The 25548-nt window shown below is 59.8% G+C and carries 28 protein-coding genes and 1 tRNA gene; 3 read left to right on the forward strand and 26 right to left on the reverse strand.

Annotation, left to right across the window (positions count from 1 at the left end; translation table 11 throughout):
* Nucleotide 1 precedes the first annotated feature (1 nt).
* From BLU85_RS10900 to BLU85_RS10920, 5 genes are read right to left on the reverse strand one after another with little or no spacing between them, the layout of a single operon-like run.
* A complete protein-coding gene (locus BLU85_RS10900; RefSeq protein ID WP_092201487.1) occupies nt 2-1342 on the reverse strand; it encodes an aspartate aminotransferase family protein in 1341 nt (446 codons plus the stop codon).
* Nucleotides 1320-2444 carry an aminotransferase class III-fold pyridoxal phosphate-dependent enzyme gene (locus BLU85_RS10905; protein WP_092201485.1) on the reverse strand — a complete coding sequence of 375 codons (1125 nt, stop codon included), beginning with the start codon at nt 2442-2444 and terminating at the stop codon, nt 1320-1322. Before BLU85_RS10905 ends, BLU85_RS10900 begins: the two co-directional genes overlap by 23 nt.
* Before the next feature lie 8 nt (nt 2445-2452).
* The gene (locus tag BLU85_RS10910) at nt 2453-3334 is read right to left on the reverse strand and encodes a TauD/TfdA family dioxygenase (RefSeq protein WP_092201484.1); all 882 of its coding nucleotides are present in this window, start codon (nt 3332-3334) and stop codon (nt 2453-2455) included.
* Entirely contained in the window at nt 3309-4874 is a 1566-nt protein-coding gene (locus BLU85_RS10915; RefSeq protein ID WP_092201482.1) for an AMP-binding protein, read from the reverse strand. The genes BLU85_RS10910 and BLU85_RS10915 overlap by 26 nt, the downstream gene beginning before the upstream one ends.
* Complete coding sequence (locus BLU85_RS10920) at nt 4871-5488, reverse strand: thermostable hemolysin (RefSeq protein WP_060740904.1); 618 nt, start codon at nt 5486-5488, stop codon at nt 4871-4873. Before BLU85_RS10920 ends, BLU85_RS10915 begins: the two co-directional genes overlap by 4 nt.
* A 172-nt stretch (nt 5489-5660) precedes the next feature.
* Here BLU85_RS10920 and BLU85_RS10925 point away from each other — a divergent pair, with 172 nt between their 5' ends.
* Complete coding sequence (locus BLU85_RS10925) at nt 5661-6596, forward strand: LysR family transcriptional regulator (protein ID WP_092201480.1); 936 nt, start codon at nt 5661-5663, stop codon at nt 6594-6596.
* A gap of 116 nt (nt 6597-6712) precedes the next feature.
* Here the strand turns inward: BLU85_RS10925 and BLU85_RS10930 are convergent.
* The 18 genes from BLU85_RS10930 to BLU85_RS11015 form a co-directional block, all read right to left on the reverse strand.
* Nucleotides 6713-6788, reverse strand: a tRNA-Lys gene (locus BLU85_RS10930).
* A gap of 63 nt (nt 6789-6851) precedes the next feature.
* Nucleotides 6852-7526: a 7-cyano-7-deazaguanine synthase QueC gene (gene queC, locus BLU85_RS10935; RefSeq protein WP_170847593.1), complete on the reverse strand. Its 675-nt coding sequence runs from the start codon at nt 7524-7526 to the stop codon at nt 6852-6854.
* A gap of 19 nt (nt 7527-7545) precedes the next feature.
* Nucleotides 7546-8193 carry a 7-carboxy-7-deazaguanine synthase QueE gene (queE, locus tag BLU85_RS10940; RefSeq protein WP_092201476.1) on the reverse strand — a complete coding sequence of 216 codons (648 nt, stop codon included), beginning with the start codon at nt 8191-8193 and terminating at the stop codon, nt 7546-7548.
* A gap of 166 nt (nt 8194-8359) precedes the next feature.
* Entirely contained in the window at nt 8360-9193 is an 834-nt protein-coding gene (ybgF, locus tag BLU85_RS10945; protein WP_092201474.1) for a tol-pal system protein YbgF, read from the reverse strand.
* Nucleotides 9194-9199: 6 nt separating this feature from the next.
* Complete coding sequence (gene pal, locus BLU85_RS10950) at nt 9200-9697, reverse strand: peptidoglycan-associated lipoprotein Pal (protein ID WP_003178634.1); 498 nt, start codon at nt 9695-9697, stop codon at nt 9200-9202.
* A 52-nt stretch (nt 9698-9749) separates the two neighbouring features.
* A complete protein-coding gene (gene tolB, locus BLU85_RS10955; protein ID WP_092201472.1) occupies nt 9750-11051 on the reverse strand; it encodes a Tol-Pal system beta propeller repeat protein TolB in 1302 nt (433 codons plus the stop codon).
* The gene (tolA, locus tag BLU85_RS10960; protein ID WP_003205033.1) at nt 11048-12127 is read right to left on the reverse strand and encodes a cell envelope integrity protein TolA; all 1080 of its coding nucleotides are present in this window, start codon (nt 12125-12127) and stop codon (nt 11048-11050) included. Before tolA ends, tolB begins: the two co-directional genes overlap by 4 nt.
* Nucleotides 12127-12579, reverse strand: a complete 453-nt coding sequence (gene tolR, locus BLU85_RS10965) for a protein TolR (RefSeq protein ID WP_161798348.1) — start codon at nt 12577-12579, stop codon at nt 12127-12129. The genes tolA and tolR overlap by 1 nt, the downstream gene beginning before the upstream one ends.
* A gap of 23 nt (nt 12580-12602) precedes the next feature.
* A complete protein-coding gene (tolQ, locus tag BLU85_RS10970; RefSeq protein ID WP_014339916.1) occupies nt 12603-13298 on the reverse strand; it encodes a protein TolQ in 696 nt (231 codons plus the stop codon).
* Nucleotides 13288-13755: a tol-pal system-associated acyl-CoA thioesterase gene (ybgC, locus tag BLU85_RS10975; RefSeq protein ID WP_003205037.1), complete on the reverse strand. Its 468-nt coding sequence runs from the start codon at nt 13753-13755 to the stop codon at nt 13288-13290. Before ybgC ends, tolQ begins: the two co-directional genes overlap by 11 nt.
* A gap of 127 nt (nt 13756-13882) precedes the next feature.
* Entirely contained in the window at nt 13883-14944 is a 1062-nt protein-coding gene (gene ruvB / locus BLU85_RS10980; RefSeq protein WP_003178599.1) for a Holliday junction branch migration DNA helicase RuvB, read from the reverse strand.
* Nucleotides 14945-15553: a Holliday junction branch migration protein RuvA gene (gene ruvA / locus BLU85_RS10985; protein WP_053124616.1), complete on the reverse strand. Its 609-nt coding sequence runs from the start codon at nt 15551-15553 to the stop codon at nt 14945-14947.
* 114 nt (nt 15554-15667) lie between these two features.
* The gene (ruvC, locus tag BLU85_RS10990) at nt 15668-16192 is read right to left on the reverse strand and encodes a crossover junction endodeoxyribonuclease RuvC (protein ID WP_014339919.1); all 525 of its coding nucleotides are present in this window, start codon (nt 16190-16192) and stop codon (nt 15668-15670) included.
* 152 nt (nt 16193-16344) lie between these two features.
* Nucleotides 16345-17091, reverse strand: coding sequence for a YebC/PmpR family DNA-binding transcriptional regulator (locus tag BLU85_RS10995; RefSeq protein ID WP_018614256.1), 747 nt, complete (start codon nt 17089-17091; stop codon nt 16345-16347).
* A gap of 120 nt (nt 17092-17211) precedes the next feature.
* Nucleotides 17212-18987 carry an aspartate--tRNA ligase gene (aspS, locus tag BLU85_RS11000; protein ID WP_092166408.1) on the reverse strand — a complete coding sequence of 592 codons (1776 nt, stop codon included), beginning with the start codon at nt 18985-18987 and terminating at the stop codon, nt 17212-17214.
* A 75-nt stretch (nt 18988-19062) separates the two neighbouring features.
* Nucleotides 19063-19284, reverse strand: coding sequence for an FmdB family zinc ribbon protein (locus tag BLU85_RS11005; protein ID WP_003178589.1), 222 nt, complete (start codon nt 19282-19284; stop codon nt 19063-19065).
* 224 nt (nt 19285-19508) lie between these two features.
* Nucleotides 19509-19850 (reverse strand): ribbon-helix-helix domain-containing protein, encoded by a 342-nt coding sequence (locus tag BLU85_RS11010; RefSeq protein WP_092201470.1) that lies wholly within the window; start codon nt 19848-19850, stop codon nt 19509-19511.
* Nucleotides 19851-20042: 192 nt separating this feature from the next.
* On the reverse strand, nt 20043-20513 hold the full coding sequence (locus tag BLU85_RS11015; RefSeq protein WP_060740897.1) for a Dps family protein: 471 nt from the start codon (nt 20511-20513) through the stop codon (nt 20043-20045).
* Between the two features lie 395 nt (nt 20514-20908).
* On the opposite strand from BLU85_RS11015, the gene BLU85_RS31555 reads away from it, so the two are divergent.
* Complete coding sequence (locus BLU85_RS31555) at nt 20909-21514, forward strand: cold-shock protein (protein ID WP_092201468.1); 606 nt, start codon at nt 20909-20911, stop codon at nt 21512-21514.
* A gap of 70 nt (nt 21515-21584) precedes the next feature.
* Here BLU85_RS31555 and BLU85_RS11025 read toward each other — a convergent pair whose 3' ends face one another.
* A complete protein-coding gene (locus BLU85_RS11025; RefSeq protein ID WP_030140808.1) occupies nt 21585-21791 on the reverse strand; it encodes a SlyX family protein in 207 nt (68 codons plus the stop codon).
* 3 nt (nt 21792-21794) lie between these two features.
* Entirely contained in the window at nt 21795-22220 is a 426-nt protein-coding gene (locus tag BLU85_RS11030; RefSeq protein WP_092201466.1) for an HIT domain-containing protein, read from the reverse strand.
* An 896-nt stretch (nt 22221-23116) separates the two neighbouring features.
* On the opposite strand from BLU85_RS11030, the gene BLU85_RS11035 reads away from it, so the two are divergent.
* Nucleotides 23117-24469, forward strand: coding sequence for an OprD family porin (locus tag BLU85_RS11035; RefSeq protein ID WP_092201463.1), 1353 nt, complete (start codon nt 23117-23119; stop codon nt 24467-24469).
* A gap of 118 nt (nt 24470-24587) precedes the next feature.
* On the opposite strand, the gene BLU85_RS11040 is transcribed toward BLU85_RS11035, so the two are convergent.
* Nucleotides 24588-25430 carry a mechanosensitive ion channel family protein gene (locus BLU85_RS11040; RefSeq protein WP_072348934.1) on the reverse strand — a complete coding sequence of 281 codons (843 nt, stop codon included), beginning with the start codon at nt 25428-25430 and terminating at the stop codon, nt 24588-24590.
* Nucleotides 25431-25548 lie beyond the last annotated feature (118 nt).

Consider the following 25548-nt stretch of genomic DNA (forward strand, 5'->3'; position numbering starts at 1 on the left):
CTCACGACGCCTCCTTGCTGCGCAACCACTTGTTGGGCAACTGATACATATTGCGCACCACCAGGGAAAACGCTTTCACCGCCAGGGCCGGACGTTGGTCGATGGCCTCCAGGGCCTCTTCGATCATCGCCAGCACATGCCGCAACGCTTCGGGTTCGATATTCAACGGCGGATAGAAGCGCAGCACCGGGCGTTCGGCCTTCTCGTTCATCGAATGCCCGGCATGCACGCCACGCTTGCCCAACTCCATGCTCATCAAGGCTTCATAGACCGAGCCACGCAGGCGCAGGCCTGTCATCAAGCCGACGCCCGGCACGTCTTCGACAATGTGCGGATAGCGCAGGGCCAACCGTTGCAGGCCGTGGCGCAACACGCCGCCGTTGATCCGGGACAGCTCCACCAGGTTGTTTTGCTCGATGTAATCGATGGCTGCGAGCGCCGACGCGCATGCGACCGGATGTCCGCCGTTGGTGCGCGTGTCCGGCTCGATATCACTGAGCGGGTACTGGGTGGCCAGGCGCTGGCTGTACATGGCACAGGCAAACGAGGTGTAGCCGCCGGTCAAGCCCTTGGAGAGGATCATGATGTCGGGTACCACGTCATCGTATTGCACGGCGAACCATTTGCCGCAGCGACCGAAACCGGTCTGGATTTCGTCGGCCACCAACAGGGTGCCGGTGGCGTCGCACAGGGCCCGGATGTTGGCCATGTAACCCACCGGCGGCACCTGCAAATGAGCCCCGCCCAGAATCGGCTCGACGTACACCGCACACACGCCTTCGCCCACGGCCTTCTGCAACGCGGCGAAATCACCGTAGGGCACGCAGGTCACTTCGGGAGGATCGATACCATAGCTGCCATGGTTCTGCTGCTGGCCCAGGATGCTCATCGCCGCCAGGGTCTTGCCATGGTAGGAGCCGCTCATCACCACGATGCCACGCCGTTTAGGCTGGATCCGCAGCACATAGCGCAGGCTCTGCTCGACGGCCTCGGCGCCCGAGACCATGAATTGCACGTCGCCCCACTCCCCCGGCACCAACTGGCACAGTCGCTCGGACAAGGTGTCCTGCAGCGGATGGCGCCGGCCTTCCGGCACCCAGGCCAGTTGATTCAGTTGCGCCTGCACCCGCTCACGCACCATCGGGTTGCGATGCCCGACGATAAACACCCCGTAGCTGCACGCGCAGTCGATGAAGCGCTTGCCGGTGTGGTCGGTGACGTGGATGCCATCGGTCCGCTGTTCGACAGTGGTCTTGCCAAGGCGATACAGCTTGGCCGCCGACGCACTCCAGTGGCGCTGGCAATCGTCCAGCAATTGTTCATGCGGCCTGAGTAAGGACATGGCTTAACGTCTCCTTGATGATGAGTGCGGCACGTTGAATCTGTTCGGGGCGTGCAGTGATCGGGCTGCGCAAAATCACTTCGCGGCCACGGGGCGTACTGACATAGACCCCCCGCTGATAAAGCGCCTCGCACAGCACGGCCGGTTGCAGGTCGTCGGCCAGCGGCAAGCTGACCCAGGCGCCGACGGCCACAGCCCCCAGTGACGCCAGGGCTTGTGCCAGGTACTGGCCGTTTTCCTGGCAATGCCGGGGCGAGTCGTGGGCCTGCACGTAATCCAGCGCGGCCAGGGCTGCCACGCAGGCCATGGGATTACCGGCAGTGGTGCTGCCGTGTTTGGCCGGGCTGCTGCGCCCATAGACCTGCCAGGCCATCTGTTCGCTGCAGGTGTAGGTGCCGATGGGAATCGCACTGCCGCCCAGGGGCCCGCCGAGTACAACGATGTCCGGAATCGGACGATAACGCTGGAAGCCGAACAGCGAACCCAGGCTGCCAAGGCAACTGTGGGTATCGACCGCGATGACCGGGGCCGACGCCTTTGCCGCGCGAGCATGCAATTGCTCGATCAAATCGGCATCGATCAACTGCAACCGGCCGTTTGCATCCGTGCGGGTATTGCTGTGGCACACCGCGAAACAATCATTCCAGTCCACCGTGTCCAGGTCAGCCAGGTGACGGATCGCCACTCGCTTGAACCCCAGGAACGCCTGGACACCCAGGTCACCTTGCGCGGCATTGAGGCAGCGCCCGTACGTCAGCGAGCCGTAGTCGCCGCCCTGGATGAACACGATGGTGTTGCCCTTGGGCTTGAGCCCTTTGCACAACTTCAGGGCGCCCTCGAACGCTTCGTCGCCGGAGCTGCACACATAGGAGCTGGCCAGCGGGGCGGGCAGCAGCTCGGCCAGGCGTCGGCACAAGGCAATCAGCGGTTCGGACATCAGCACCCGATTGGACAGGCCCATGATCTCTGCCTGGCGGGTGACCGCCTCGATCACGGGCGGCACCTGGAAGCCAAACCCGCCGGTCAGGTCAATGATCTGCCGCCCCTCGCCGTCGAGGTAGGTCTCGTACTGCCCGCCGATAATCTGTTTGTTGTTTTTCATGAATGCTCTCAGCGATAGCTCAAGGCGTTGAAAATGCGCCGACGCTCGTCGACGATGGTTTCCCGACCGTGCATGACCCGACGGTTATCGATCATCACCATGTCGTGGTCACGCCAGCCAACCGGGTAGGTGTATTGGGCGGAAACCTCAGCGATTTCAGCCAGGAACCCGGCAGGGATCGGCTGCCCGGCCACCGTGTCGATGACCGGCGCCTCGTAATTGAAGGAAGGCCCCAGAATGCTGTTGGCAAAGGCCGGACGCCGGCTGAAGGGGGACGTCAGGATCGCCGACGTGCTGAAGGCGTAATGGATCGAGTCATCGGCCGGGTTGAAGGAAATCAGGGTTTGCGGGTCGTCACCGATGATCTGCAACAGATCCTCGATCGCGACGGCCGCCGGATCCGACAACGTCGGCGAGTAATGACAGACCAGCCGGCGCCATTTCTCCCCCGCCACGGTGCGGCTGTAGCGAATCGGGTTTTCTTCAAAGAACGTGCGGCAGCCCGGTGACAGTTTCTCCAGCACCCGTTCGCCGTCACACAGGGTGGTTTGCGAGCCCTTGCGCGGCGCTTCCTGGCAATAGAACCAGGTCATGTCCGGCCAGAACGGCGAGTTGCCATTTTCGCAGTGCAGGCCAACCGCCTGGCGCCCGGCGTCCACCAATTGCGCCGCGCCACCGACCATGACCCGGGCTGGGTCCAGGCTCAACCGCGAACTGTTTTGCTTCACGTAGGCACTGAAATCCTCGGCGTTGTGAATACAGTTGCGAAACAGTACGACACCGTAATGCCCCAGCAGCTCATACAACTCAGCCTTGCCCAGGCTGGCGAAGTGGCGCGACTCAACGATGGAGACGTCCGGGTTCTCAAAGTGAAAGGCAGGTGTGCTCATTGGATGCATTCCTTTGCAGCGTGGAAAAAGTCGTAGCGATATCGGCGCGTTTCGGCCGTCCCGTAACGGTGTAGAGTTGCTCGAGCAACGGATCGTCCTGGGTCAACAACCAGAGCCGGTTCGGGCGCTCGATGTCGGAAAAGCGCCCCGCCGACCAGGCGAGCAGTTCATCGCGCGCCGGTGTCGACTCGACGCACAGCAACGCCACCAGACCGTGCTGCTCATCGAAGAACACCGCTGCGTCGCTCACGCCGGGGTATTTGCGATACTCCAGTTCAACCTGCTCGGGGCTGACGTTGCGGCCATTGGGCAGGCAGATCACATTCTTCTTGCGCCCGTGCACATAGAGGTAGCCATCGGCATCCAGCGCGCCCAGGTCACCGGTGTCCATCCAGCCGTCGTCCGACATGGAGCAGGCACTCGGGTCCGTGCCTGAGTAACCGCTGAACAGCGAGCTGCTCTTGACCTCGATGGTCTGGTCGGCGCCGATGCGCACCTGGACATGGGGCAACGGCTTGCCAACGCTGCCGAGACGCTGCTGTTCGAAGGTGTTCACACTGACCACCGACGCGTTCTCCGAAAGCCCGTAGCCCTGATACACCTCGATGCCTTGCTCAGCCAGGCCGCGCAGGGCATCGATACTCACCGCCGCGCCGCCGCAGGTGATATGCGCGCCCGATTGCAGGTAACGCGCCAACCGCTCGCCCTGCTCGCCCCCTTCGTTCAATTGCTCCAGGAAACGGTTGATCATGACCGGCGGCACCGTCAGGGCCGTTGGCTGGACTCGCAGGATCCAGTCGACCAGCCGCTGTGCCGACGCCCCTGGCTCGCCGAGCAACGGTTCGTCCGGCGGCAGGAAATGCACGGTACCGCCCGCCAGCAGTGGCAGGTATGCGGCGGTGACTTGCTCAAGCAACAGACTCAGGGGCACCAGCGACAGGTAACGGCGATGAGCACCGACCGGCATGCTCTGGCGCAGCGAGGCGAGCACCGTGCCAACCGCCTGGCTGCTCAGGCGCACACCCTTTGGCCGACTGGTGGTGCCCGAGGTGTGAATGATCTTGCAGATCCAGTCACCCTCGCCGTCCGGCATCCGCAGCAAAGGCTGTTCGATCACCGGCTCGTTGAGGCGGCGCAGGCGACTGTCGGCAAAATTCAGCTTCCAGCGCTGCGCCAGCGTTCGCTGCCCTGCCGCATCCACCAGAAATCCATCGCAACGTGATGCCAGGTGTTCGGCCTGGGATTGGCTGAACGCCAGCGGCAGCGGCAGCGCGGTGATCCCGGCGAACAGACAGGCCAGGTCGGCGACCAGCCAATCGCTGCTGTTGCGCGTCGCGATCCCTAACACCACGCGATCGCCATAGGCCGGCTCAGGGAAGCGTCGCTGCAGTTCGGCTGCCAGGTTCAGGGCCCGGTGCTCCAGCTCGCCGTAGGTCAGCGTCACCGATTCCTTGCCTGATTCCAACCAGTCCACCGCACAGATGGCCTGGCGATTGTCTTGCAACGCCTGTTGTAGCTGAGTGATAAACCCGCCGCTCATGGCTGCGCCCTCGCCATGACATCGCCGGGCAGTTGAGTGAATGAAGTATTGAGCGTCATGGCGGCGAAACGTGAACGTTGCGGGTCGACCCGGATGAAACCGGTGACGGGCAACTTGGCGTAATAGCTTCCCCAATTCTTGCCGCCGTCGTCGGCCAGGCGCGTTGGGTCTGCGGTCAGCAGGGGCTCGAAATCGATCTGGCAACTTTCCATCATTTGCCGTACGCGAGGTGTCACGGTGCACAACAGGTAATGCCCGCCCATGCACCAGGCCAACAACGGAATCATATTGACCAGAATCATTCCGGCCGTCAGGTGATGGGAGACCAGGTTGCCGATTTCGACAATGTTCGAGCGCTCGATGGTTTTCTCGAAACGCTGAGACAAAATCTCGTCGATGGGTTGCGTCAGGTATTGCTCGGAAAACAGTATCCGGTGATCGGCAAAAGTAATACCGGCGCAGGCAAGAATACGATCCGCCGGATCCTGAGTAACCGCAAAGTACTGCGGATTCGGTTCAACCGAGGCCGAATAAGAACTGCGAAATTTATCCCTTACAACTTCTGTGGCTTGCACCCATAAAGGCGTCTTAGTTTCTGCGACACGTATTTGCATATCGTCCTCCTCCGTCCATGTACAGGATTTCTACAAAAAGCGAGGCGAGCATATTGGGGAAATTTCCTACAGGCCATTTAAAAAATAAATTGCTTCCGCTAATATATAAATAAACGTTCCTGTCATAAAAGCCGGGGATGCTAGCCAACGGAATGCGCCAAAGAAGGATCTTATGCTCAATAGTAATATGCTTAGAAAGCTGGATATGCAGGACTTGATGGTGTTTGTCGCGGTGTACGAGCAGAGCAGCGTCACCGAGGTGTCCGAAGCCCTGTGTGTCAGCCAGTCAACCGTAAGCTATTGCCTGAAGAAGCTACGTACGAGCTTCGAAGATGAACTTTTTGTTAATACCCGTAGTGGCATGTTGCCGACAAGCAAAGCCACAGCCATGTACCCTCACATACTTAGTATCCTCAAGATAATAAATACATGTCACTCTGGTATTCCGGCATTCGATCCGACCCAGAAAGAGATAACCTTCAATGTCTGCGCACCGGAATACTTTGAACTCCTCATTCTGCCCAAACTGGTCAAGCGCTTTATTGGCAGCCGCTTCCCGGTCATCATTAATATCACCAAGTTCCACAGGGATATTCCGGCCGATGAGTTGATGGAGGGGCGCTTCGATCTGGTTATTTGTTTCGGCCCGAACTTCCATCGCGGCGTCAAGGGACTGCGCTCGCAAGTACTACTGGAAGATGAACTGGTTTGTGTGGTCGATAAGAACTTCACATTGCCGGAAGAGGCGTTCAGCCTGGAAACGTTCGTCGCCTGCCAGCATGTTTTTCCGACACCTTGGACATCCGACACCAACATGATCGATGGATGGCTCGCCCGGCAAGGCTATAACCGCCAGATTGTCGCTCGAGCCAACAGCTACGTAGCGGCATTGAACATGATCGCCGGCACCGACTTCATCCTGACCCTGCCTCGACGCATTCAAGCGCTGACCTGCGACGAGAACACGTTCAGCCATCGTCGCCCGCCGGCAGGTCTGCCGAACTTCACGCTGAACATGATGTGGAGCGAAAAACCGAGCCAGGACAGCGCCAACAGCTGGTTTCGCGAACAGATCATCAAGGTTTGTGCCGAGGACGGCCTGCTTTAATCCGCCGAGAACCGCTCGAATCGTCGAGCGGTTCAGGTTCTGACTTTTCATCGGGCAAAAAAAATCCGGAAATCCTCACTTTCGTGGGCCTTCCAGACTTTTAAAACAGCTAAAAATGGTGGGTCGTGTGGGATTCGAACCTACGACCAATTGGTTAAAAGCCAACTGCTCTACCAACTGAGCTAACGACCCGCTGTGTGGTGGCGCGTATAATACTGATTTCTAAGGACTATTCAACACTTAATTTGAAATAAATCAAAAATAACGGGTTGGATCGCTCACACCCGCTGCGGCGAAGCCTTCCGCACGCAGGCGGCAACTGTCGCATTTGCCGCAAGCGCGACCCTGATCGTCGGCCTGATAGCAGGAAACGGTGAGCCCGTAGTCCACGCCAAGCTTCACGCCCGCCTTGACGATGTCGGCCTTGCTGAGATTCTGCAGCGGCGCCTGGATGCGAAAACCCTGCCCTTCCACGCCGGCCTTGGTCGCCAGGTTGGCCATGCGCTCGAACGCTTCGACGAACTCCGGGCGGCAATCCGGGTAGCCGGAATAATCCACGGCATTGACGCCAATGAAAATGTCACGGGCGCCCAGCACTTCGGCCCACCCCAACGCCAGGGACAGGAACACCGTGTTACGCGCAGGCACATAGGTCACCGGAATGCCCTCGCTGGGCGCCTCGGGCACGTCGATGGAACTGTCGGTCAGGGCCGAGCCACCGATGCCGTTGAGGCTCAGGCCGATCACCTTGTGTTCCACCACGCCCAAGTCCCGGGCAACCCGTTCCGCGGCGTGCAACTCTGCGCGGTGGCGCTGGCCATAGTCGAAACTCATGGTGTAGCAGCGGTAGCCTTCGGCACGGGCCATGGCCACGACCGTGGCCGAATCCAGGCCCCCGGACAACAGGATGACCGCACGTTTTTCAGTCATGTTCGAATGTTCAGTCATCTCAGCGCCCCGGCTCGTCGTTCCAAAGATATTTATGCAGCTGCAGTTGCAGGCGCACCGGCAAGTTATCCGCCACCACCCAATCCGCCAGATCCCGCGCGCTCAAATCGTGATGACTCGGCGACAACAACACTTCGCCGGCCCGCTGTTCGAGCCCGTACTGGATCAACTTGGACACGGCCCAGTCGTAATCCTCCCGAGAACAGATCACGAACTTGACCTGATCGTTGGGCGTCAGCAGTTCGATATTCTCATAGCGGTTGCGGTGCGCTTCCTTGGAGCCTGGGGTTTTCAGGTCCACGACGCGGCTGACGCGCGGGTCGACGGCCGAGATATCCAGGGCGCCGCTGGTTTCCAGCGAAACCTCGTAACCGGCATCACACAACTGCTTGAGCAAGGGGATGGCGTTGGGTTGCGCCAAGGGCTCGCCGCCCGTGACACAGACATAACGCGGACGATAACTGGCCACTTGCTCCAGGATATCGTCGAGGGTTCGCACGGTGCCGCCACTGAAGGCGTAGGCGCTGTCACAGTATTGGCAACGCAACGGACAACCGGTGAGGCGCACGAATACCGTGGGCAGCCCAGCCGTTCGCGTTTCACCCTGCAACGAGTAAAAAACTTCGGTGATTCTCAATGTGTCTTGCATAGTCGCCACGGGCGTAACAGCTAAACAGGCTGTCCGCCTCCGTCAGGCACTTCAAGGAACCCCGCCAACGCGCAGATCCCAAAAAGCGTGTTTCATAAAAAGGGCGTGAATTCTAACGAAAAAACCCGCGACAGGCGCGGGTTTCTTCAAAACAGGTCAAACCGGCTTACATGCGTTGCAGATCACGCTGGGCCAACTGAGCCGCGGATGTACCCGGATATTGGGCCACCACCTGCTGCAGAATGCCTTTCACCTTGTCGGCGTGACCGAGACGGCGCTCCACGTCAGCCAGCTTGTACAGCGAATCCGGCACCTTGGCGTGCTTGGGATACAGTTGCGAAACCTTGGCGAACGCCTGGCCGGCACCTTGCAGGTCGCCCTTGGCCAGGTTCACTTCGCCCAGCCAGTATTGGGCATTGCCCGCGTACTGGCTGTTCGGGTATTTGCGCAGGAAAGCGGCAAAGGCCTGGCTGGCCTTGTCGAAATCCTTGGCCTTGATCAGGTCGAAGGCAGCATCGTAGTAGAGCTTTTCCTTCGCCGGATCAGCCGGCTCGCCGCCGGCGGCAGGCGCTGCTGGAGCCGCTGCCCCCGCGCCTGCGGCTGCACCGGGGGCATTCAAGTCGCCACCGGCTGGAGAATTCTCAGGAGTCGCGGCAGGTGCAACGCCGGATCCTATGCGCCGATCAAGATCCTGGTATCGCTCCAGGTTTTCCTGCTTCATGCGCGAAATATCATTTTGCAGTTCTTCGATCACACCCTGTTGGCGCGAGATCTGATCCTGCATTTGCTGCAGTTGGTTGAACAGCTGGCCCTGTGCCGAGACAGGGGCCGAAACCCCTCCCCCGGCATAGGCGCCGTTCGTACCGTAACCTGCAGGCGGATAACTGCTCCCGCTATTGTTATAGCCGGCATCGTTATCGACCACAGGAACCGCAGCCCACGCCGCAAGCGGCGCGAGGCTGAGAGCCAGAACAGTTACAGCACGACGGCACGTTCGCATGACGAATTACTTACGCAGTTCGACGCGACGGTTTTGAGCCCAGGACTGCTCGTCGTTGCCGGTGGCAACTGGACGCTCTTCGCCGTAGGAAACCAGTTCCAGCTGAGCTGGGGAAACACCTTGCAGTACCAGGTAGCGCTGAACGGCTTTCGCACGACGCTCGCCCAGTGCCATGTTGTACTCACGAGTACCACGTTCGTCGGTGTTGCCTTCCAGAACAACGCGAGCGCCGTTCGCTTTCAGGTCCTTGGCGTGAACGTCCAGAGCGCGCATGGCTTCTGGCTTCAGGTCCGAGCTGTCGTATTCGAAGTAGAAGGTGGTGATTGCGCGCAGAGCAGCTTCTTCGCTCAGGGAGCCGTCAACGGCACCAGTGTTAGCGCCGTAACCAGCGTTTGGATCAACAGCGCCTTCACCGGCATTGTCGCCGCCTTTGGACGAGCAACCTACAGCTACAGCCATGGCCAGAGCCAGCGCAGCAAATTTACCAAACTTCAGCATTTCCATCGTGAAACTCCTAATGAACCCCAGTGTGTTAAGTAAAACGTATTGCGCCGCGTCAGTTCAGGTAAGGGGACCAGGACGGTTCTCTGACTTCGCCTTGTGCGGTAGGAAGCGGGAGCCTCACGCGTCCATTAATGGACACGAGCATCAAGACTCCCCGGCCCTGCTGGCGGGTGGCGTAGATTACCATGGTGCCGTTGGGCGCAACAGTGGGTGACTCGTCCAGAGTGCTATCAGTGAGGATTTTTACACTTCCGCGCTGCAAATCCTGGGCCGCCACCTTGAAATTGGTGAAACCGTCCTGGCGATGGATCATCACCAGGGTCTTTTCGTCCGCCGACAGTTTAGGGTTGGCGTTGTAGTTACCGACGAAAGTCACGCGCTCGGCACCACCGCCACCGGCGCTGGTCTTGTAGATCTGAGGCTTGCCGCCACGGTCGGAGGTGAAGTAGATGGTCGAGCCATCCTTGCCCCAGAACGGTTCGGTGTTGATGCCCGGGCCGTTGGTGACGCGGGAGATCGAGCGCGAAGCCAGGTTCATCACATAGATGTCCGGGTTACCGTCCTTGGACAGCACGAACGCCAGGCGCGAACCGTCCGGCGACCAGGCTGGTGCGCCGTTCAGGCCTTCGAAGTTGGTGATCTGCTCACGACGACCGGTGTCGATGTGCTGCACGAAAATACGCGGACGCTTCTGCTCGAACGAGACATAGGCGATGCGCTTGCCATCGGGGGCGAAGCGCGGCGACAGGATCGGCTCGCGCGATTGCAGCAGGGTCACCGCACGCGCACCGTCATAGTCGGAACGCTGCAGGGTGTAGCGGGTGTTGTTCTCGGAGAAACGCTCGGCCGTCACGTAGAGCATGCGAGTGGAGAACGCGCCCTTGATGCCGGTGAGCTTCTCGAACGACTGGTCGGCGATGTAGTGCGACATGTCGCGCAGTTGATCGACGCCGCCCGACACGCTGCCGGTCAGCACTTGCTGCTCGGTGGCGACATTGAACAGAGCGTACTGCACCTGCAGGCGACCGCCGGCCGGAACGATGCTGCCAACCATGATGTACTGGGCGCCCAGGGCCTTCCAGTCACGGTAGATGACTTCGCTGGCCTGGGTTGGCAGGCTGATCATGTTCTGTTTCGGAATCGGCGCGTAGTAACCCGAGTTGCGCAGGTCGTTGCCGATGATTTCCGCCATGTCGTCCGGCAGGACGTTACCGCCCTGCCAGCCGAACGGTACGACGGCGATCGGGGTGGCCCGGTCGCTGCCGCTGGTGACCAGAATGTTCTTTTCCTCTGCTACCGCTATCCCTGCCAGGCAGCAGATAACGACAAGCATTCCTCGAAGAAGGTTTCTCACAAGGCTAGATCCTCAGGTGTGAATGTCATCTTGAATGAACGATAGGGAGCAAAGTCGCTCGGTTTCATTCCTTGCATTTCCGTCAAACGCCCAATGTTCTTGACCGCTGCGACCGCCGAAGCGTCGAACGGGCCATCACCACTGGACTTGGCGACGCTGACCGAGGTAACCGTACCGTCGGGCAACATGCCGATTTGCAATACTACCGTCATGCCTTTGCGCGCCGAAGGTGGACGAGCCCAGCCTTCTGCCGCTCGGGCCCGAATCAGATCATCGTAGCTACCGGCAACTTCATCACCCTGCTCATCGGCCAAGGCCTGCTGGCGCTCCGGCGTGTCGGAAAGCAAATCTGCCAAGGCCTGGGCCTTCTTGTCTTCGGCGGACTTACGCGCTGCGTCCTGGGCCTTTTTCTTGGCGGCGTCGGCGGCGGCTTTCTTCTTCGCGTCTTCGGCGACTTTCTTTTTCGCCTCTTCAGCTTCAGCTTTTTTCTTGGCGTCTTCGGCCGCTTTCTTCTTGGCGTCCTCGACGATCTTTTTCTTCGCTTCTTCAGCGGCCGCTTTCTTGGCCTCTTCTTCAGCGGCTTTCTTGGCTTCTTCTTCGGCTTTCTTCTTGGCTATATCAGCCAATTGTTTCTCTTCTGCCTTTTTGGCCTCGGCGGTTTTCTTCGCTTCGTCGGCTTTCTTGGCTTCGTCAGCCTTTTTCGCCTCGTCCGCTTTCTTCGCCTCATCGGCCTTCTTGGCTTCCTCGGCTTTTTGAGCCGCTTCCTCTTTCTTTTGTTCCGCGGCCTTTATCGCTTCCTGCTCGACCTTCTTCTGTTCCATCTGCTCGACTTCAGTCTGGCGCGCGGCGGATTTCTTCGCCTCACCGGCAAGCTTCTGGTTCGTCTGGGTCGTAGCCTGGCTTTTCGACTTGAGCTGGTACAACGTCGCCTGCACGATCGGCTTGGCCGGCGGCAACTCCGGGGTCATGGCAAAACTGACGAACAGCATGCCGAACACCAGCACATGCAGGCCGATGGCCAGGACACTGGGCCAGAAGTAGCTTTCCGAGGCGGACGGCTCTCGCTGTTGCTGCATCAGGGGGCCTCGGTGATCAAGCCAACATTACCGACCCCGGCTTTCTGCAGGCCGCCCATGGCGCCCATCACGGCACCGTAGTCGACGGTCTTGTCGCCGCGAATGAAGACTTGCGTGCGCTTGCCGGCATCGTTGCCGACACGAATGATCTTGGTCACCGCATCGGTCATCTGCGGCAAGGTCATGGCCCGGTCCTGCTGTTTCTCGGTGTCCACTTCACTGCCAAGGTTCCAGTAGTAGGTCTTGTCAGCCTTGATCGAAATGGTCAGTACCTGGGTGTTGTTGTCCTGCGGCAAGGCTTCGCTGGAAACCTTGGGCAGATCGACCTTCACGCCCTGATTGAGCATGGGCGCGGTCACCATGAAGATGACCAGCAGCACCAACATCACGTCGATGTAGGGCACCACGTTCATCTCGGCGACCGGCTTGCGCTTTTTTCGGGCTCGAGCGATTAAAGCCATTGGGAAATACCTGCTTATTCTTCGCTGGTGTGCACTTTACGGTGCAGGATCGCCTGGAATTCATCGGCGAAGGTGTAGTAACGGCCAGTCAGCATTTCGCTGCGGGCAGCGAAGCGGTTGTAGGCGATCACGGCCGGAATGGCCGCGAACAGACCGATGGCGGTGGCGATCAGTGCCTCGGCGATGCCCGGGGCCACGGTGGCGAGGGTCGCTTGCTGGGCGGAAGCCAGGCCACGGAAGGAGTTCATGATCCCCCACACGGTACCGAACAGACCGATGTACGGGCTGACCGAACCAACGGTGGCCAGGAACGACAGGCCCTGTTCGAGCTTTTCTTCCTCGCGGGAAATGGCGACGCGCATGGCACGGGCCACACCTTCCATCACCGCCTCAGGGTCGACGCCCGGCTGCTGGCGCAGGCGAGAGAACTCCTTGAAGCCGGCACGGAAGATCTGCTCGACGCCCGAGTCCGGGTCCGGGTTGCTGCCGGCCTGGCGATAGAGCTTGGACAGGTCGATGCCGGACCAGAAGCGCTCTTCGAAGCTCTCCAGGGCACGACGACCGGCGCGCAGCATGTTGCTGCGCTGAAAGATCATGATCCATGAGGTCACCGATGCGGCTACCAGGGTCAGCATTACCAGTTGCACCACGACGCTGGCATTGCTGACCAGGCTCCACATGGAGGAATGGTCGACGACGTTAGCTTCCACGCTTTATCTCCTGCTCTGAGTGTGTACCCGCGCCGCTCACGCCGGCAAAGGCCGCACGTAGAGCTTCGGGAATGGCCCGGGGTTTCAAACTATGGGTGCGCACACAGGCCACCAAAAACTGCCCTTCGCAGAGCAGCACGTTATCCGTAGCCCGCCTGACCTGCTGCTTGAAGCGCAGGCTGACACGGTTCAATTCGATGACATCGGCACTTACCACCAGTTCGTCGTCCAGTCGCGCCGGCGCGTGGTAACGCGCTTCGCTGGAATGCACGACGAATAACAGGTCCTCCCCTGCCAGCGCGGATTGGGCAAAACCCAGTTCCCGCAGCCGTTCGGTTCGAGCCCGTTCCATAAACTTGAGGTAATTGACGTAGTAGACGATGCCGCCGGCATCGGTGTCCTCGTAATAAACGCGACAGCGATGTGCGAACGACTCCAGCCCGTTTTGCGCGCGCATACTCTAGTGCTTACTCCTCAGGTTGCCAATCGGCCAGGCAACTGTTTTTTCATTCTCGAACGCATTGACGCTCCGGGCTTCGTCTGGGACAGCACGAACCGGAAAAAAGTCGGCGTACAGAGCTCGTTCAATCGTCCACGGCATCGAGGAATTCGTCTACCACCGGCATCTCGCCCATTCGTGTCGGGATGTTTAAGCCAAAGTGCAGGTAAGCATGGCGGGTCACCACGCGCCCGCGAGGCGTGCGCATGATATAGCCCTGCTGGATCAGGTACGGTTCCAGCACATCTTCAATGGTGTGGCGCTCTTCGCTGATGGCCGCCGCCAGGCTGTCCACGCCCACCGGGCCACCGTCGAACTTCTCGATCATGGTCAACAGCAGGCGCCGGTCCTGGTGGTCGAAACCACGCTCGTCGATGTCCAGCAGGTTCAGCGCCAGGTCGGCAATCGGCTTGGTGATGTGGCCCTTGGCCCGGACTTCGGCAAAATCCCGGACCCGGCGCAGCAAGCGGTTGGCGATCCGCGGCGTCCCCCGGGCACGCCGGGCGATCTCATAAGCACCGTCCGGGTCCAGTGGCAAGCCGAGAATGCCCGCCGAGCGGCTGACAATCGTCGCCAGGTCGGCGTTGTTGTAGAACTCCAGGCGCTGGACGATACCGAAACGGTCCCGCAACGGGTTGGTCAGCATGCCGGCGCGGGTGGTGGCGCCCACCAGGGTGAAGGGCGGCAGGTCCAGCTTGATGGAGCGCGCCGCCGGCCCTTCGCCAATCATGATGTCGAGCTGGAAATCTTCCATGGCCGGGTACAGCACTTCCTCGACGATCGGCGACAACCGATGGATTTCGTCGATGAAGAGTACGTCATGGGGCTCAAGGTTAGTCAGCAACGCCGCCAGGTCGCCCGGCCGTTCAAGCACCGGCCCCGACGTGCTCTTGATCGAGACGCCCATTTCCTGGGCAATGATGTTGGCCAGGGTGGTCTTGCCCAGGCCCGGCGGGCCGAAGATCAAGGTGTGGTCCAAAGACTCGCTGCGCCCACGGGCCGCCTGGATGAACAGCTCCATCTGCTCGCGCACGGTCGGTTGGCCGATGTAGTCGGCCAGGCTGACAGGACGAATCGCGCGGTCCTGGATTTCCTCGCGGTCACGGGGTGCGCCCGTGGCGGCGATCAGACGGTCAGCTTCAATCACTTAAATCATTCCCTTCAGGGCACGGCGAATCATGTCTTCGGTGCTCAGGCCTTTTTCCTTGATGGCGGAAATCGCCTTGCTGGCCTCCTGCGGCTTGTAGCCCAGGGAGATCAACGCGGTGACCGCATCGTTTTCGGCGCTGACCGCCGGCACCGGCGCGTCCGGCTGGTTCGGCACCAGGGCGAACATCGCCGGCACCGCCTCCCAGGCCTTGAAGCGGTCCTTGAGTTCGACCAGCAGGCGCTCGGCGGTTTTCTTGCCCACCCCCGGCACCTTGGTCAGCGCCGAGGTATCCTGGGACTGCACGCAGCGCACCAGTTCGTCGACTTCCAGGCTCGACATCAAGGCCAGGGCCAGTTTCGGGCCGACGCCATTGAGACGGATCAACTCGCGGAAGAAATCCCGCTCGCGCTTGCCGACGAAACCATAGAGTAACTGCGCATCCTCGCGCACAACCAAATGGGTGTGCAGGGTCAGCGGCTCGCCGACCGACGGCAAGCGATACAGCGTGGTCATGGGCACTTCCAGCTCATAACCCAGGCCATTTACATCCAGAATCAGGTGCGGCGGCTGTTTTTCAGCCAGGGTGCCGCGCAAGCGTCCAATCACGTTTCAGGTCCTTGGGTGTTGGCCAGCCCGCGGGCTGGCGAATAACAGCCCGGGCAGGAAGGCCGACGACACAGGCGCAAGATGCTCGGGCTCACGAAGATTGCGCTGATGCTATCAGAGACGCAGGCGCCCGCCACGACTGCGTGCAGTCCCCAGGCCATGAGGCAACAGGCTGGAACGGGTATGGGCATGGCAAATGGCGATGGCCAGGGCGTCGGAGGCGTCGATTTGCGGCTTGCTGACCAGTTTCAACAGGTGCATCACCATCATTTGCACCTGCTCCTTGTTCGCCGCCCCTGTGCCGACGACCGCCTGCTTGACCTGGGTCGCGGTGTACTCGGCGATCTCCAGGTTTTCCTCGGCACCAGCCACAATGGCCGCGCCCCGGGCCTGCCCCAGCTTCAGGGCCGAATCGGCGTTGCGCGCCATGAAGACCCGTTCAATGCCCATGGTCACCGGGCCGTAGGTCTGGATGACTTCGCGCACGCCGCGATAAACGATCTGCAAGCGCTCGTGCAACTCACCCGCACCGGTGCGGATGCAACCGGAGGCGACGTACACGCAGCCGCGCCCGGTATCGCGAACCACACCGTAGCCGGTGATGCGCGAACCAGGGTCGATACCAAGGATTAAAGTCATAACGCCTGCGGTTTGAAGAGGATTTGACCAGACCTGTGGGAGCGAGCTTGCTCGCGATGGCGTCGGGTCAGCAAGCACAGTGTTGACTGAAGTATCGCTATCGCGAGCAAGCTCGCTCCCACATTGGCATTCGTGCAGTTAAGTGGACGTCATCAGCCCAGTTGTTCAGCCACCGACTCCGGAATATCGGCGTTGGAATAAACGTTCTGCACGTCATCCAGGTCTTCCAGCATGTCGATCAGCTTGAGCACCTTCTCGGCGCCTTCCAGGTCCAGTTCGGCACTGGTGGTCGGCTGCATGACGATTTCCGCGTCGGCGGGCTTGAAGCCGGCCGCCTCCAGGGCATTGCGCACGGCATAGAAGCTGGCGAACGAGGTGAACACGTCGAACGAACCGTCTTCATGGCTGACCACGTCATCGGCGTCGGCCTCCAGGGCCGCTTCCGTCAGGGCATCTTCATCGAGGCCCGGGGCGAAACTGATTTGCCCCTTGCGCTCGAACAGATAGGCCACCGAGCCGTCGGTGCCCAGGTTGCCACCGCACTTGCTGAACGCGTGACGCACGGCGGCAGCGGTACGGTTGCGGTTGTCGGTCATGCATTCGACCATCACGGCCACGCCGCCCGGGCCATACCCTTCGTAGGTCAGTTCCTCGACGTTGTCGGCCTCGGTCGCACCCGCGCCACGGGCGATGGCCCGGTCGATGATGTCGCGGCTCATGTTGGCACCCAAGGCCTTGTCCAGGGCCAGGCGCAGGCGCGGGTTGGAGCCCGGATCGCCGCCGCCCTGGCGGGCCGCGACCGTCAGCTCACGGATCCACTTGGTGAAGATCTTGCCTCTCTTGGCATCCTGACGTTCTTTGCGGTGCTTGATGTTCGCCCACTTGGAATGACCTGCCATAACTCGCTCCGTTTCTCTTTGGAACATTGCCCGCCCTGCGCGTGGGCAGCGGCCGGCAATCAGAAATATCGACCCCAATGAAAAGGCGCATCCGAAGATGCGCCCTCTCAGGTGCCAGCCTTACTCAGCCTTTGGCTGTTCACGCAGACGGATGTGCAACTCGCGCAACGCCTTGGCGTCCACCACGCCCGGCGCCTGGGTCATGACATCGGCCGCGCTCTGGGTTTTCGGGAACGCAATCACTTCACGGATCGACTGGGCGCCGGTCATCAGCATCACCAGGCGGTCCAGGCCGAAGGCCAGGCCACCGTGGGGCGGCGCACCGTATTTCAGCGCGTCCAGCAGGAAGCCGAACTTCTCTTCCTGCTCGGCTTCGTCGATGCCCAGCAGGCGGAACACCGCCTGTTGCATTTCCTTGCGATGGATACGGATCGAACCGCCACCCAGCTCGGTACCGTTCAGGACCATGTCGTAGGCGCGGGACAGGGCGGTGGCCGGGTTGGCCTCCAACTCTTGCGGCGAGCACTTCGGCGCGGTGAACGGGTGGTGCAGCGCGGAGAAGCTGCCGTCGTCGTTTTCTTCGAACATCGGGAAGTCAACGACCCACATCGGTGCCCACTCGCAGGTCAGCAGATTCAGGTCGTGGCCCAGCTTGATACGCAGCGCGCCCAGGGCTTCGCTGACGATCTTGGCCTTGTCGGCACCGAAGAACACGATGTCGCCGTCAACCGCACCCACGCGATCGAGGATCACATTGAGGTTGGCTTCCGGAATGTTTTTCACGATGGGCGATTGCAGGCCGTCGACACCGGCGGCGCGTTCGTTGACCTTGATGTACGCCAGGCCCTTGGCACCGTAGATACCGACGAACTTGGTGTAGTCGTCGATCTGCTTGCGCGGCATGCTGGCGCCGCCTGGAACACGCAGGGCGGCGATACGGCATTTCGGGTCGTTGGCCGGGCCGCTGAACACCTTGAACTCGACGTCCTTGAGCTGATCGGCCACATCCACCAGCTCCAGCGGGTTACGCAGGTCCGGCTTGTCGGAACCGTAGCGGCGCATGGCCTCTTCGAAGGTCATGTGCGGGAACTCGCCGAACTCCAGACCCAACACTTCCTTGAACAGGTTGCGGATCATGCCTTCGGTCAGGCCCATGATGTCTTTTTCGTCGAGGAAGCTGGTCTCGATGTCGATCTGAGTGAACTCAGGCTGACGGTCGGCACGCAGGTCTTCGTCGCGGAAGCACTTGGCGATCTGGTAGTAGCGATCGAACCCGGCCACCATCAGCAGTTGCTTGAACAGCTGTGGCGACTGCGGCAGGGCGAAGAAGCTGCCGGGGTGGGTACGGCTCGGCACCAGGTAGTCGCGGGCGCCTTCCGGCGTGGCACGGGTCAGGATCGGCGTCTCGACGTCGAGGAAGCCGTTTTCGTCCAGGTAACGACGGATGCTGGTGGTCATGCGCGAACGCAGGCGCAGCTTCTCGGCCATTTCCGGACGACGCAGGTCGATGAAGCGGTAGCGCAGGCGGGTTTCCTCGCCCACGTCGGAGTATTCGTTGAGTGGGAACGGCGGGGTTTCCGACTCGTTGAGCACTTCCAGCTCGTAGCCCAGCACTTCGATCATGCCCGACGCCATGTTGGCGTTGCCGGCGCCGGCCGGGCGCAGGCGCACCTTGCCGGTGATCTTGACGACGTATTCGCTGCGCACGCGGTCGGCGGTGGCGAAGGTTTCAGCGCGGTCCGGATCGAACACCACCTGGGCCAGGCCTTCACGATCACGGATATCGAGGAAAATCACCCCGCCATGGTCACGGCGACGATGGACCCATCCGCAAAGAGTAACTTCCTGACCTTCCAGGCTTTCGTTCAGTTGGCCGCAATAATGGCTGCGCATCATGGTAGTGGTTTCACTTCTCGTAATTCGACATTCGGTTGGAGGCCCTGCCCGTGCAAGAACTCGCGCGTATTCAACTCAATCAGCTTTGTCGCCACCGGCCAGGTTTTTCTTGGCGCCGGTCTTGAAGTCGGTTTCATACCAGCCCGTGCCGCCGAGGCGGAAACCAGGCATGGAGAGCATCTTTTTCAGTTCCGGCGCCTGGCAGGCAGGGCAGTCGACCAGCGGTGCCGCGCTGATCTTTTGAATGGCTTCCATCTGATGACCACAGGAAGCACATTGATAGTCGTACATCGGCATGGGGTTGTCTCGGCGATCAGGTTACACGCGCAAAAGCGGGGCTTTGCGGCAAAGAGCGGGATTATATCCATTAAATGCGGCCTGTGCAGCCGTAAGACCGCACAGCCATTGCCGAGTGAACACCATGCAGGAGCTGACGAGTGCAACGAGGCTGCGATCTTGCCCCAGACACTTGAGTCCCAAGCGCAAGATCAAGATCAAAAGATCGCAGCCCCCGGCAGCGCCTACGCCGCACCATGATCCATCCCGGCTTCCTTCAAACTGTGCACCACGCAGACCACCCGCACCAACCCGCTGAAATTGCGCACCCCGCCATGGCGCAGGTGCACTTCCCTGTCCACATGGGACAGCAACGTGCTGATGGAGCAGCGGTTGAGCTCGGCCATGTCACCGAGGATATCCCAATAGACCTGTTCCAGCCGCAGACAGGTGGCGAACCCGTTCAGGCGAATGGATCGGGCCAAGGGCCGGGCCAGTTGCATATCGAACCCCCGGATGAACGGGTCGACGCTGATGGGCTGAAAACGCCCCAGCCGCCCTTCCCCGGGTTCTTTTCCTTGAATCATACCGTTGACACTCCTTTGCCATACGAGCCTCTGGGTTGGAACAACCCATCTGTGGCTCTATGGAAGCTCAACGGCATCGCCAGTTCCAGACGACTTTATGACCATGGGCGTAGGACAAGCCAACAGCAGGCCGGCGACGAATTACGCGGTCCTACACCCAGCGGGAGCAAGCGCCCTCGCCACGACGCCTTATTAGTTTTCCAACAGCGCCCGCAGCATCCACGCGGTCTTTTCGTGAACCTGCATGCGCTGGGTCAGCAGGTCGGCCGTGGGCTCGTCGCTGACCTTGTCCAATAAAGGAAAGATGCCACGGGCCGTACGCGTCACCGCTTCCTGGCCCTCGACCAGTTGCCGGATCATGTCTTCGGCAGCCGGCACGCCTTCCTCTTCCTTGATAGAGGACAGGCGCGCATACACCGAGTAGGCACCCGGGGCCGGGAAGCCAAGGGCGCGGATTCGCTCGGCAATCAGGTCCACCGCCAGGGCCAGCTCGTTGTATTGCTCCTCGAACATCAGGTGCAGGGTCCGAAACATCGGCCCGGTGACGTTCCAGTGAAAATTGTGGGTCTTGAGATACAGCACGTAGGTATCCGACAGCAGGCGCGAAAGCCCGTCGACGATGGACTTGCGGTCTTCTTCACTGATACCGATATCAATTGCCATGGGGTAGATCTCCTTAGGGTGATGAATTCGACAACGGCCCTACCACTCTAGTGGTTCTGGCCGCCTACGGCCTGCGACAGATTGCCAGCCCTCCAGAACCGACCAGCCAAGGCAGCCGACGGTTCCGACACCTGGGAAATTCAACGCCGCTTGCCTGGCGCGTTCAAGCAGCCGCGGGGCTTTTCTGGCCGACGAACAGCGCGGCGCGCGCCCGTAACGGGTTTGAGAAGGCCCGAGCTTTGCTGTTAAATAGGCAGTGTGTCGCTACGCCTAATTTTCCCGGGCGTAACGCATAGGCTGATTCGGGTACGTGTCCAACGCCTCTCATTGTTTCGAAGCGAACCGTGCCCGACCCGCTCTTCCTTGTGATCTGTCTTAACCGTGAGCCAATCAAAATGTTGAAAATCGTCCACTTGCTAATGGGCGCAGCTGCCCTGCTGCTGTCCTTCATCCCTAGCCTGGGTTCCGAAGCCACACCTTACCTGCAACACCCCGATGCACTGTACCTGGCCTTTTTCGGCCTGCTCAACCTGACCCTTGCCCCCGTCATCCCTTACTGGAACAAAGGTCCACGCCACCAACTGCAAAACCTTGTCAGCGCCTTGCTGGTGCTGGCCGTTGCCCTGCAAACCCTGGCCCTGCTGGCGCCCATGCCGGAAATTGGCGGTCAACCGGCCATTCTGTTCAGCCTGGGTGCGGCACTGCTCGCCGTAGCACTGCACCTGGCCGTCAGCTTCTACAAGAAGTCGTCGCCGACCGCCGCTGCGCAGAACTACGACATGTCCAACCGCGATACCGGCACGGTGAAGTGGTTCAACACGTCCAAAGGGTTCGGCTTCATTTCCCGCGACTCCGGCGATGACATCTTCGTGCATTTCCGGGCCATTCGTGGCGAAGGCCATCGCGTCCTGGTGGAAGGCCAGCGCGTGGAATTCTCCGTGATGAACCGCGACAAGGGCCTGCAGGCCGAAGACGTGATCGCTGCGCTGCCGCGCCGCTGATCCAAGCGTAAAAAAACCGCGATGCAGCCCTGGCTGCTCGCGGTTTTTTATTGCCTGCCAATCGGCCAGGTCAGTAATGAGGAGGCGGGGCTTCTTCTTCGAAGGATTCGAACTGCCCGGCCATTTCTTCCTGGCGCTTGAGCAGCGCCGCCATTTGCAGCTGCAAACGTTCGACGATTCGTTGCTGCTCCACCAGTACGTCATTCAACGCCTGGATGGTGTCATCCTGAAAAGCCAGGCGGCTTTCCAGGTCGGTTACGCGTTCTTCAAGGTTCATGGTTCAGCCCTCCAGAAACTTGAAATCATCGGCCAGCGCCATGCGCAAGCGTTCGCGAATGGCCGTTACCTGTTCTTCATTATAAGGCTGGGCCGGATGCTTGCCCCAGACCGGCGCCGGCCAGGCGGCATCATCACGCTTGCGCACGATGACATGCATATGCAATTGACTGACGACGTTACCCAAGGTTGCAACGTTGAGTTTATCGGCGTCGAACGAATCCTTGAGGGTTTCGGCCAGTGCGGTGGTTTCTTTCCACAGTTGCAATTGATCGATGTCATCCAATTGAAACAATTCACTGATATTTTCCCGCCGCGGTACGAGGATGAACCACGGGTAATTGGAATCGTTGGACAAGAGCAACCGGCACAGCGGGAAATCACCGATGGGCAATGTGTCTTGTTGCAGTCGTGGGTCTAAGGCAAACACCGCGCGTACTCCTCGCTAATGAATTCTGCCCGGCGCAGCGGCCCGCAGGCCTGCATCGGGCACAGACCCGCAGCATACCCGCGAACGTCGCATCGATCACGGCGAACCGCCCCCGGCTCACCCTCGATGGCTATTTTTTTCGACCCAACGGCCCGACCTGGCATGAACAAGTGCAACCCCACGCACCAACACGGCGCAACGACTAGGCAAAGCCCTGACATCGCCGCCCCAGAGGTCAGGGGATTCCCTAGGTGCTGTAAGATTTTCGTACAAGGCACAAATTTTTTGCACCAAAACAGCACAGTGCGTCTACGCTCAGTGCACAAAGCATCCGGGATTTACTCACTGTGCAGGGTGAACCGGTAACGTTTTTGGTTGTCGCGGCATTTTTATCATCGCCCAACACGGCGGCCGTACGCAGTCAACCCTATTTAAAACAAGGCCTTTGGAGCCCGGTTTCATGAGGTTTCACCGCGACAGACGCCAGGATGTGAAAAAAATGTAAACGAAATCCGGGTTTGTGCATGCTTGTTGCATTCATCCCCACATCGTCCACAGGGCCACGCCGGAAGCGAGTACCTGCGGACTACAAAATTAAAGTGGCAAGGCTGCCCCAAGGAGCTTCAAGCGCAGTAATGACGGACTCTTTACACCGATGCAGGAATAGAAAAACACAACACCTAAGTTGTGAATCCGATTGCATTGGATCAGCCCAAATACGACATGGATCGAGCCATTGGCGACATGGTCGTAAAGAAGCTGAAAGGTTGAATGGGCAAGTATCGCCAAAGAATGTCGGCGTGATATAAGTTTGCGCCGACACAAAAAGAAAGAGCCGCCCAGATAATAAAACAGGTGGGACGGCAGTACTCTTAAAACCAAAGGAGCAAATCACGATGCGCGTGATGAAGTGGAGCATGATCGCACTGGCCGTTGCTGCAGCAGCCAGTACTCAAATGGCCTCGGCCGCACCTTTCGTAAGTGACCAGTCTGAAGCCAAAGGCTTTGTTGAAGATGCCAGCGCCAAACTGCTGCTGCGCAACTACTACTTCAACCGTGACAACAAAGACCGTCGCAACGATCAGAAAGACTGGACCCAGGGTATCTGGGGTAACTTCAACTCCGGTTACACCCAAGGCACCGTAGGCGTCGGTATCGATGCATTCGGTTACCTGGCGGTCAAACTGGACGGCGGCGATGGCACTGGCGGCACCGGCAACATGAGCCGCGATGCTGACCTCGACGGTGATAACGATACCGATGGCCACGTCAACGACAGCCAAGGCAAAGCCGGTGCGGCAATCAAGTTCCGCGTATCCAAGACCGAGCTGAAAATCGGTGACATGCAACCAAGCACTGCTCCAGTGTTCGCGGTTGGTGGCTCCCGTATCCTTCCTCAATCTGCCAGCGGTTTCCAACTGCAGAGCAGCGAAGTCAAAGACCTTGACCTCGAAGCCGGTCACTTCTACTCGGCCACCAGCCAGGACCGCAATGCCCGTAACGGCGGCCTGTTTGCAACCTACGCTGGCGTAGAAGCCAACACCATCGACTACGCTGGCGGCAAATACGCCTTCAGCGACAACCTGAGCGCATCGGTCTATGGCGCCCAGCTGGAAGACATCTGGAACCAGTACTACGGCAACCTGAACTACACCATCCCAATGGGTGGCGATCAGTCGCTGAACCTGGACGGCAACATCTACCGCACCACCGACACCGGCAGCTCCAAGGCCGGCGATATCAGCAACACCGCGTACTCCCTGGCGGCCGCTTTCTCGTTCCTGAAAGCGCACACCATCACCGTTGCGTTCCAGAAAATCAACGGCGACACACCTTTCGACTACATCGGGGTGGGCACGAACAACCGCGGTGGCGACTCGATCTTCCTCGCCAACTCCATCCAGTACTCTGACTTCAACGCTCCTGGCGAGAAATCTGCCCAGGTCCGTTACGATCTGAAAATGGCTGAGTACGGCGTTCCTGGCCTGAGCTTCATGACCCGTTACGTCAAAGGTTGGGACATCGACGGCACCAACACTGCAACAGACAGCCCTTACGCTGGTCTGTACGGTGATGATGGCAAGCACCACGAAATCAACTTCGAAGCCAAGTACGTTGTCCAGTCTGGCCCGGCAAAAGATCTTTCCTTCCGCGTTCGTCAAGCCTGGCACTACGCTAACGCTGACGAAGGTGAAGGCGATGTCAAAGAGTTCCGCCTGATCGCCGATTACCCGATTTCGATCCTGTAATTGCCGAAAGTCTGTTTGCGGTAATCAAGAAAAGGCCCATCTTCGGATGGGCCTTTTTTATTGGATCAACTTTATTACGCAGGCCTGACTTAAAGGTCAGACCATAATCGATCGGGCATTACGCCGATGTCGATTCCTGAACGACCCGAATCACGCGTTGTGGAAACGGAATATCAATGCCCGCGTCCTTCAAGCGATCCCGCGCTTGTTCATTGAGCATGAACATCACGCTCCAATAATCCGCGGTCTTCACCCAGATGCGCAGCGACACCGTGATGGAACTGTCGCCCAAGGTGGAAATCACCGCTTCAGGCGCCGGATCCGCCAGCACACGCTCATCCTTGGCCAGCTCCAGCAACACTTCCCGGGCCTTTTGCAGGTCAGCCTGGTAATCCACGCCGACATCAAACACGACCTTGCGGGTCGGCTGACGGTTGGTGTTGGTGATGATGCCGTTGGAGAGGTTGCCGTTGGGCACGATGACGGTCTTGTTGTCACCGGTGCGCAACACGGTGTGGAAGATCTGGATGCTATCGACCGTACCGGCCACACCTTGGGCTTCGATCCAGTCACCGATGCGGAACGGGCGGAACAGCAGGATCAGCACGCCACCGGCGAAGTTCGCCAAGCTGCCTTGCAGGGCCAGGCCGATCGCCAGGCCGGCGGCACCGATGGCGGCGACGAACGAAGTGGTTTCCACGCCAATCATCGAAGCGACGCTGACGATCAACAATATCTTCAGAATGATGTTGGCCAGGGTACTGATGAACCCTTGCAGCGCCAGGTCGGCGTTACGCAGGGCCAGCAGCGCACCCAGTTTCTGCGTCACTTTATTGATCAACCACCAGCCGATGGCCAGGGTGATGACCGCCAGCAGCACGCGGCTGCCGTACTCCATGATCATGGGGATCCAGGTCTGGGAAGCCTTGACCAGGTTGTCCACTTCAGCATTCAAGTCCATCTCTCTCTCCTTATTCCTGTTGCACGCGGCATTGTGGCGAGGCCGCTTGCTCCCGCTGGCTGCGTAGCAGCCCCTTATAGGTGGGCGCTTCGCACCCAAGCGGGAGCAAGCTCCCTCG

Source organism: Pseudomonas sp. NFACC14, assembly GCF_900106885.1.
GTDB lineage: Bacteria > Pseudomonadota > Gammaproteobacteria > Pseudomonadales > Pseudomonadaceae > Aquipseudomonas > Aquipseudomonas fluorescens_AA.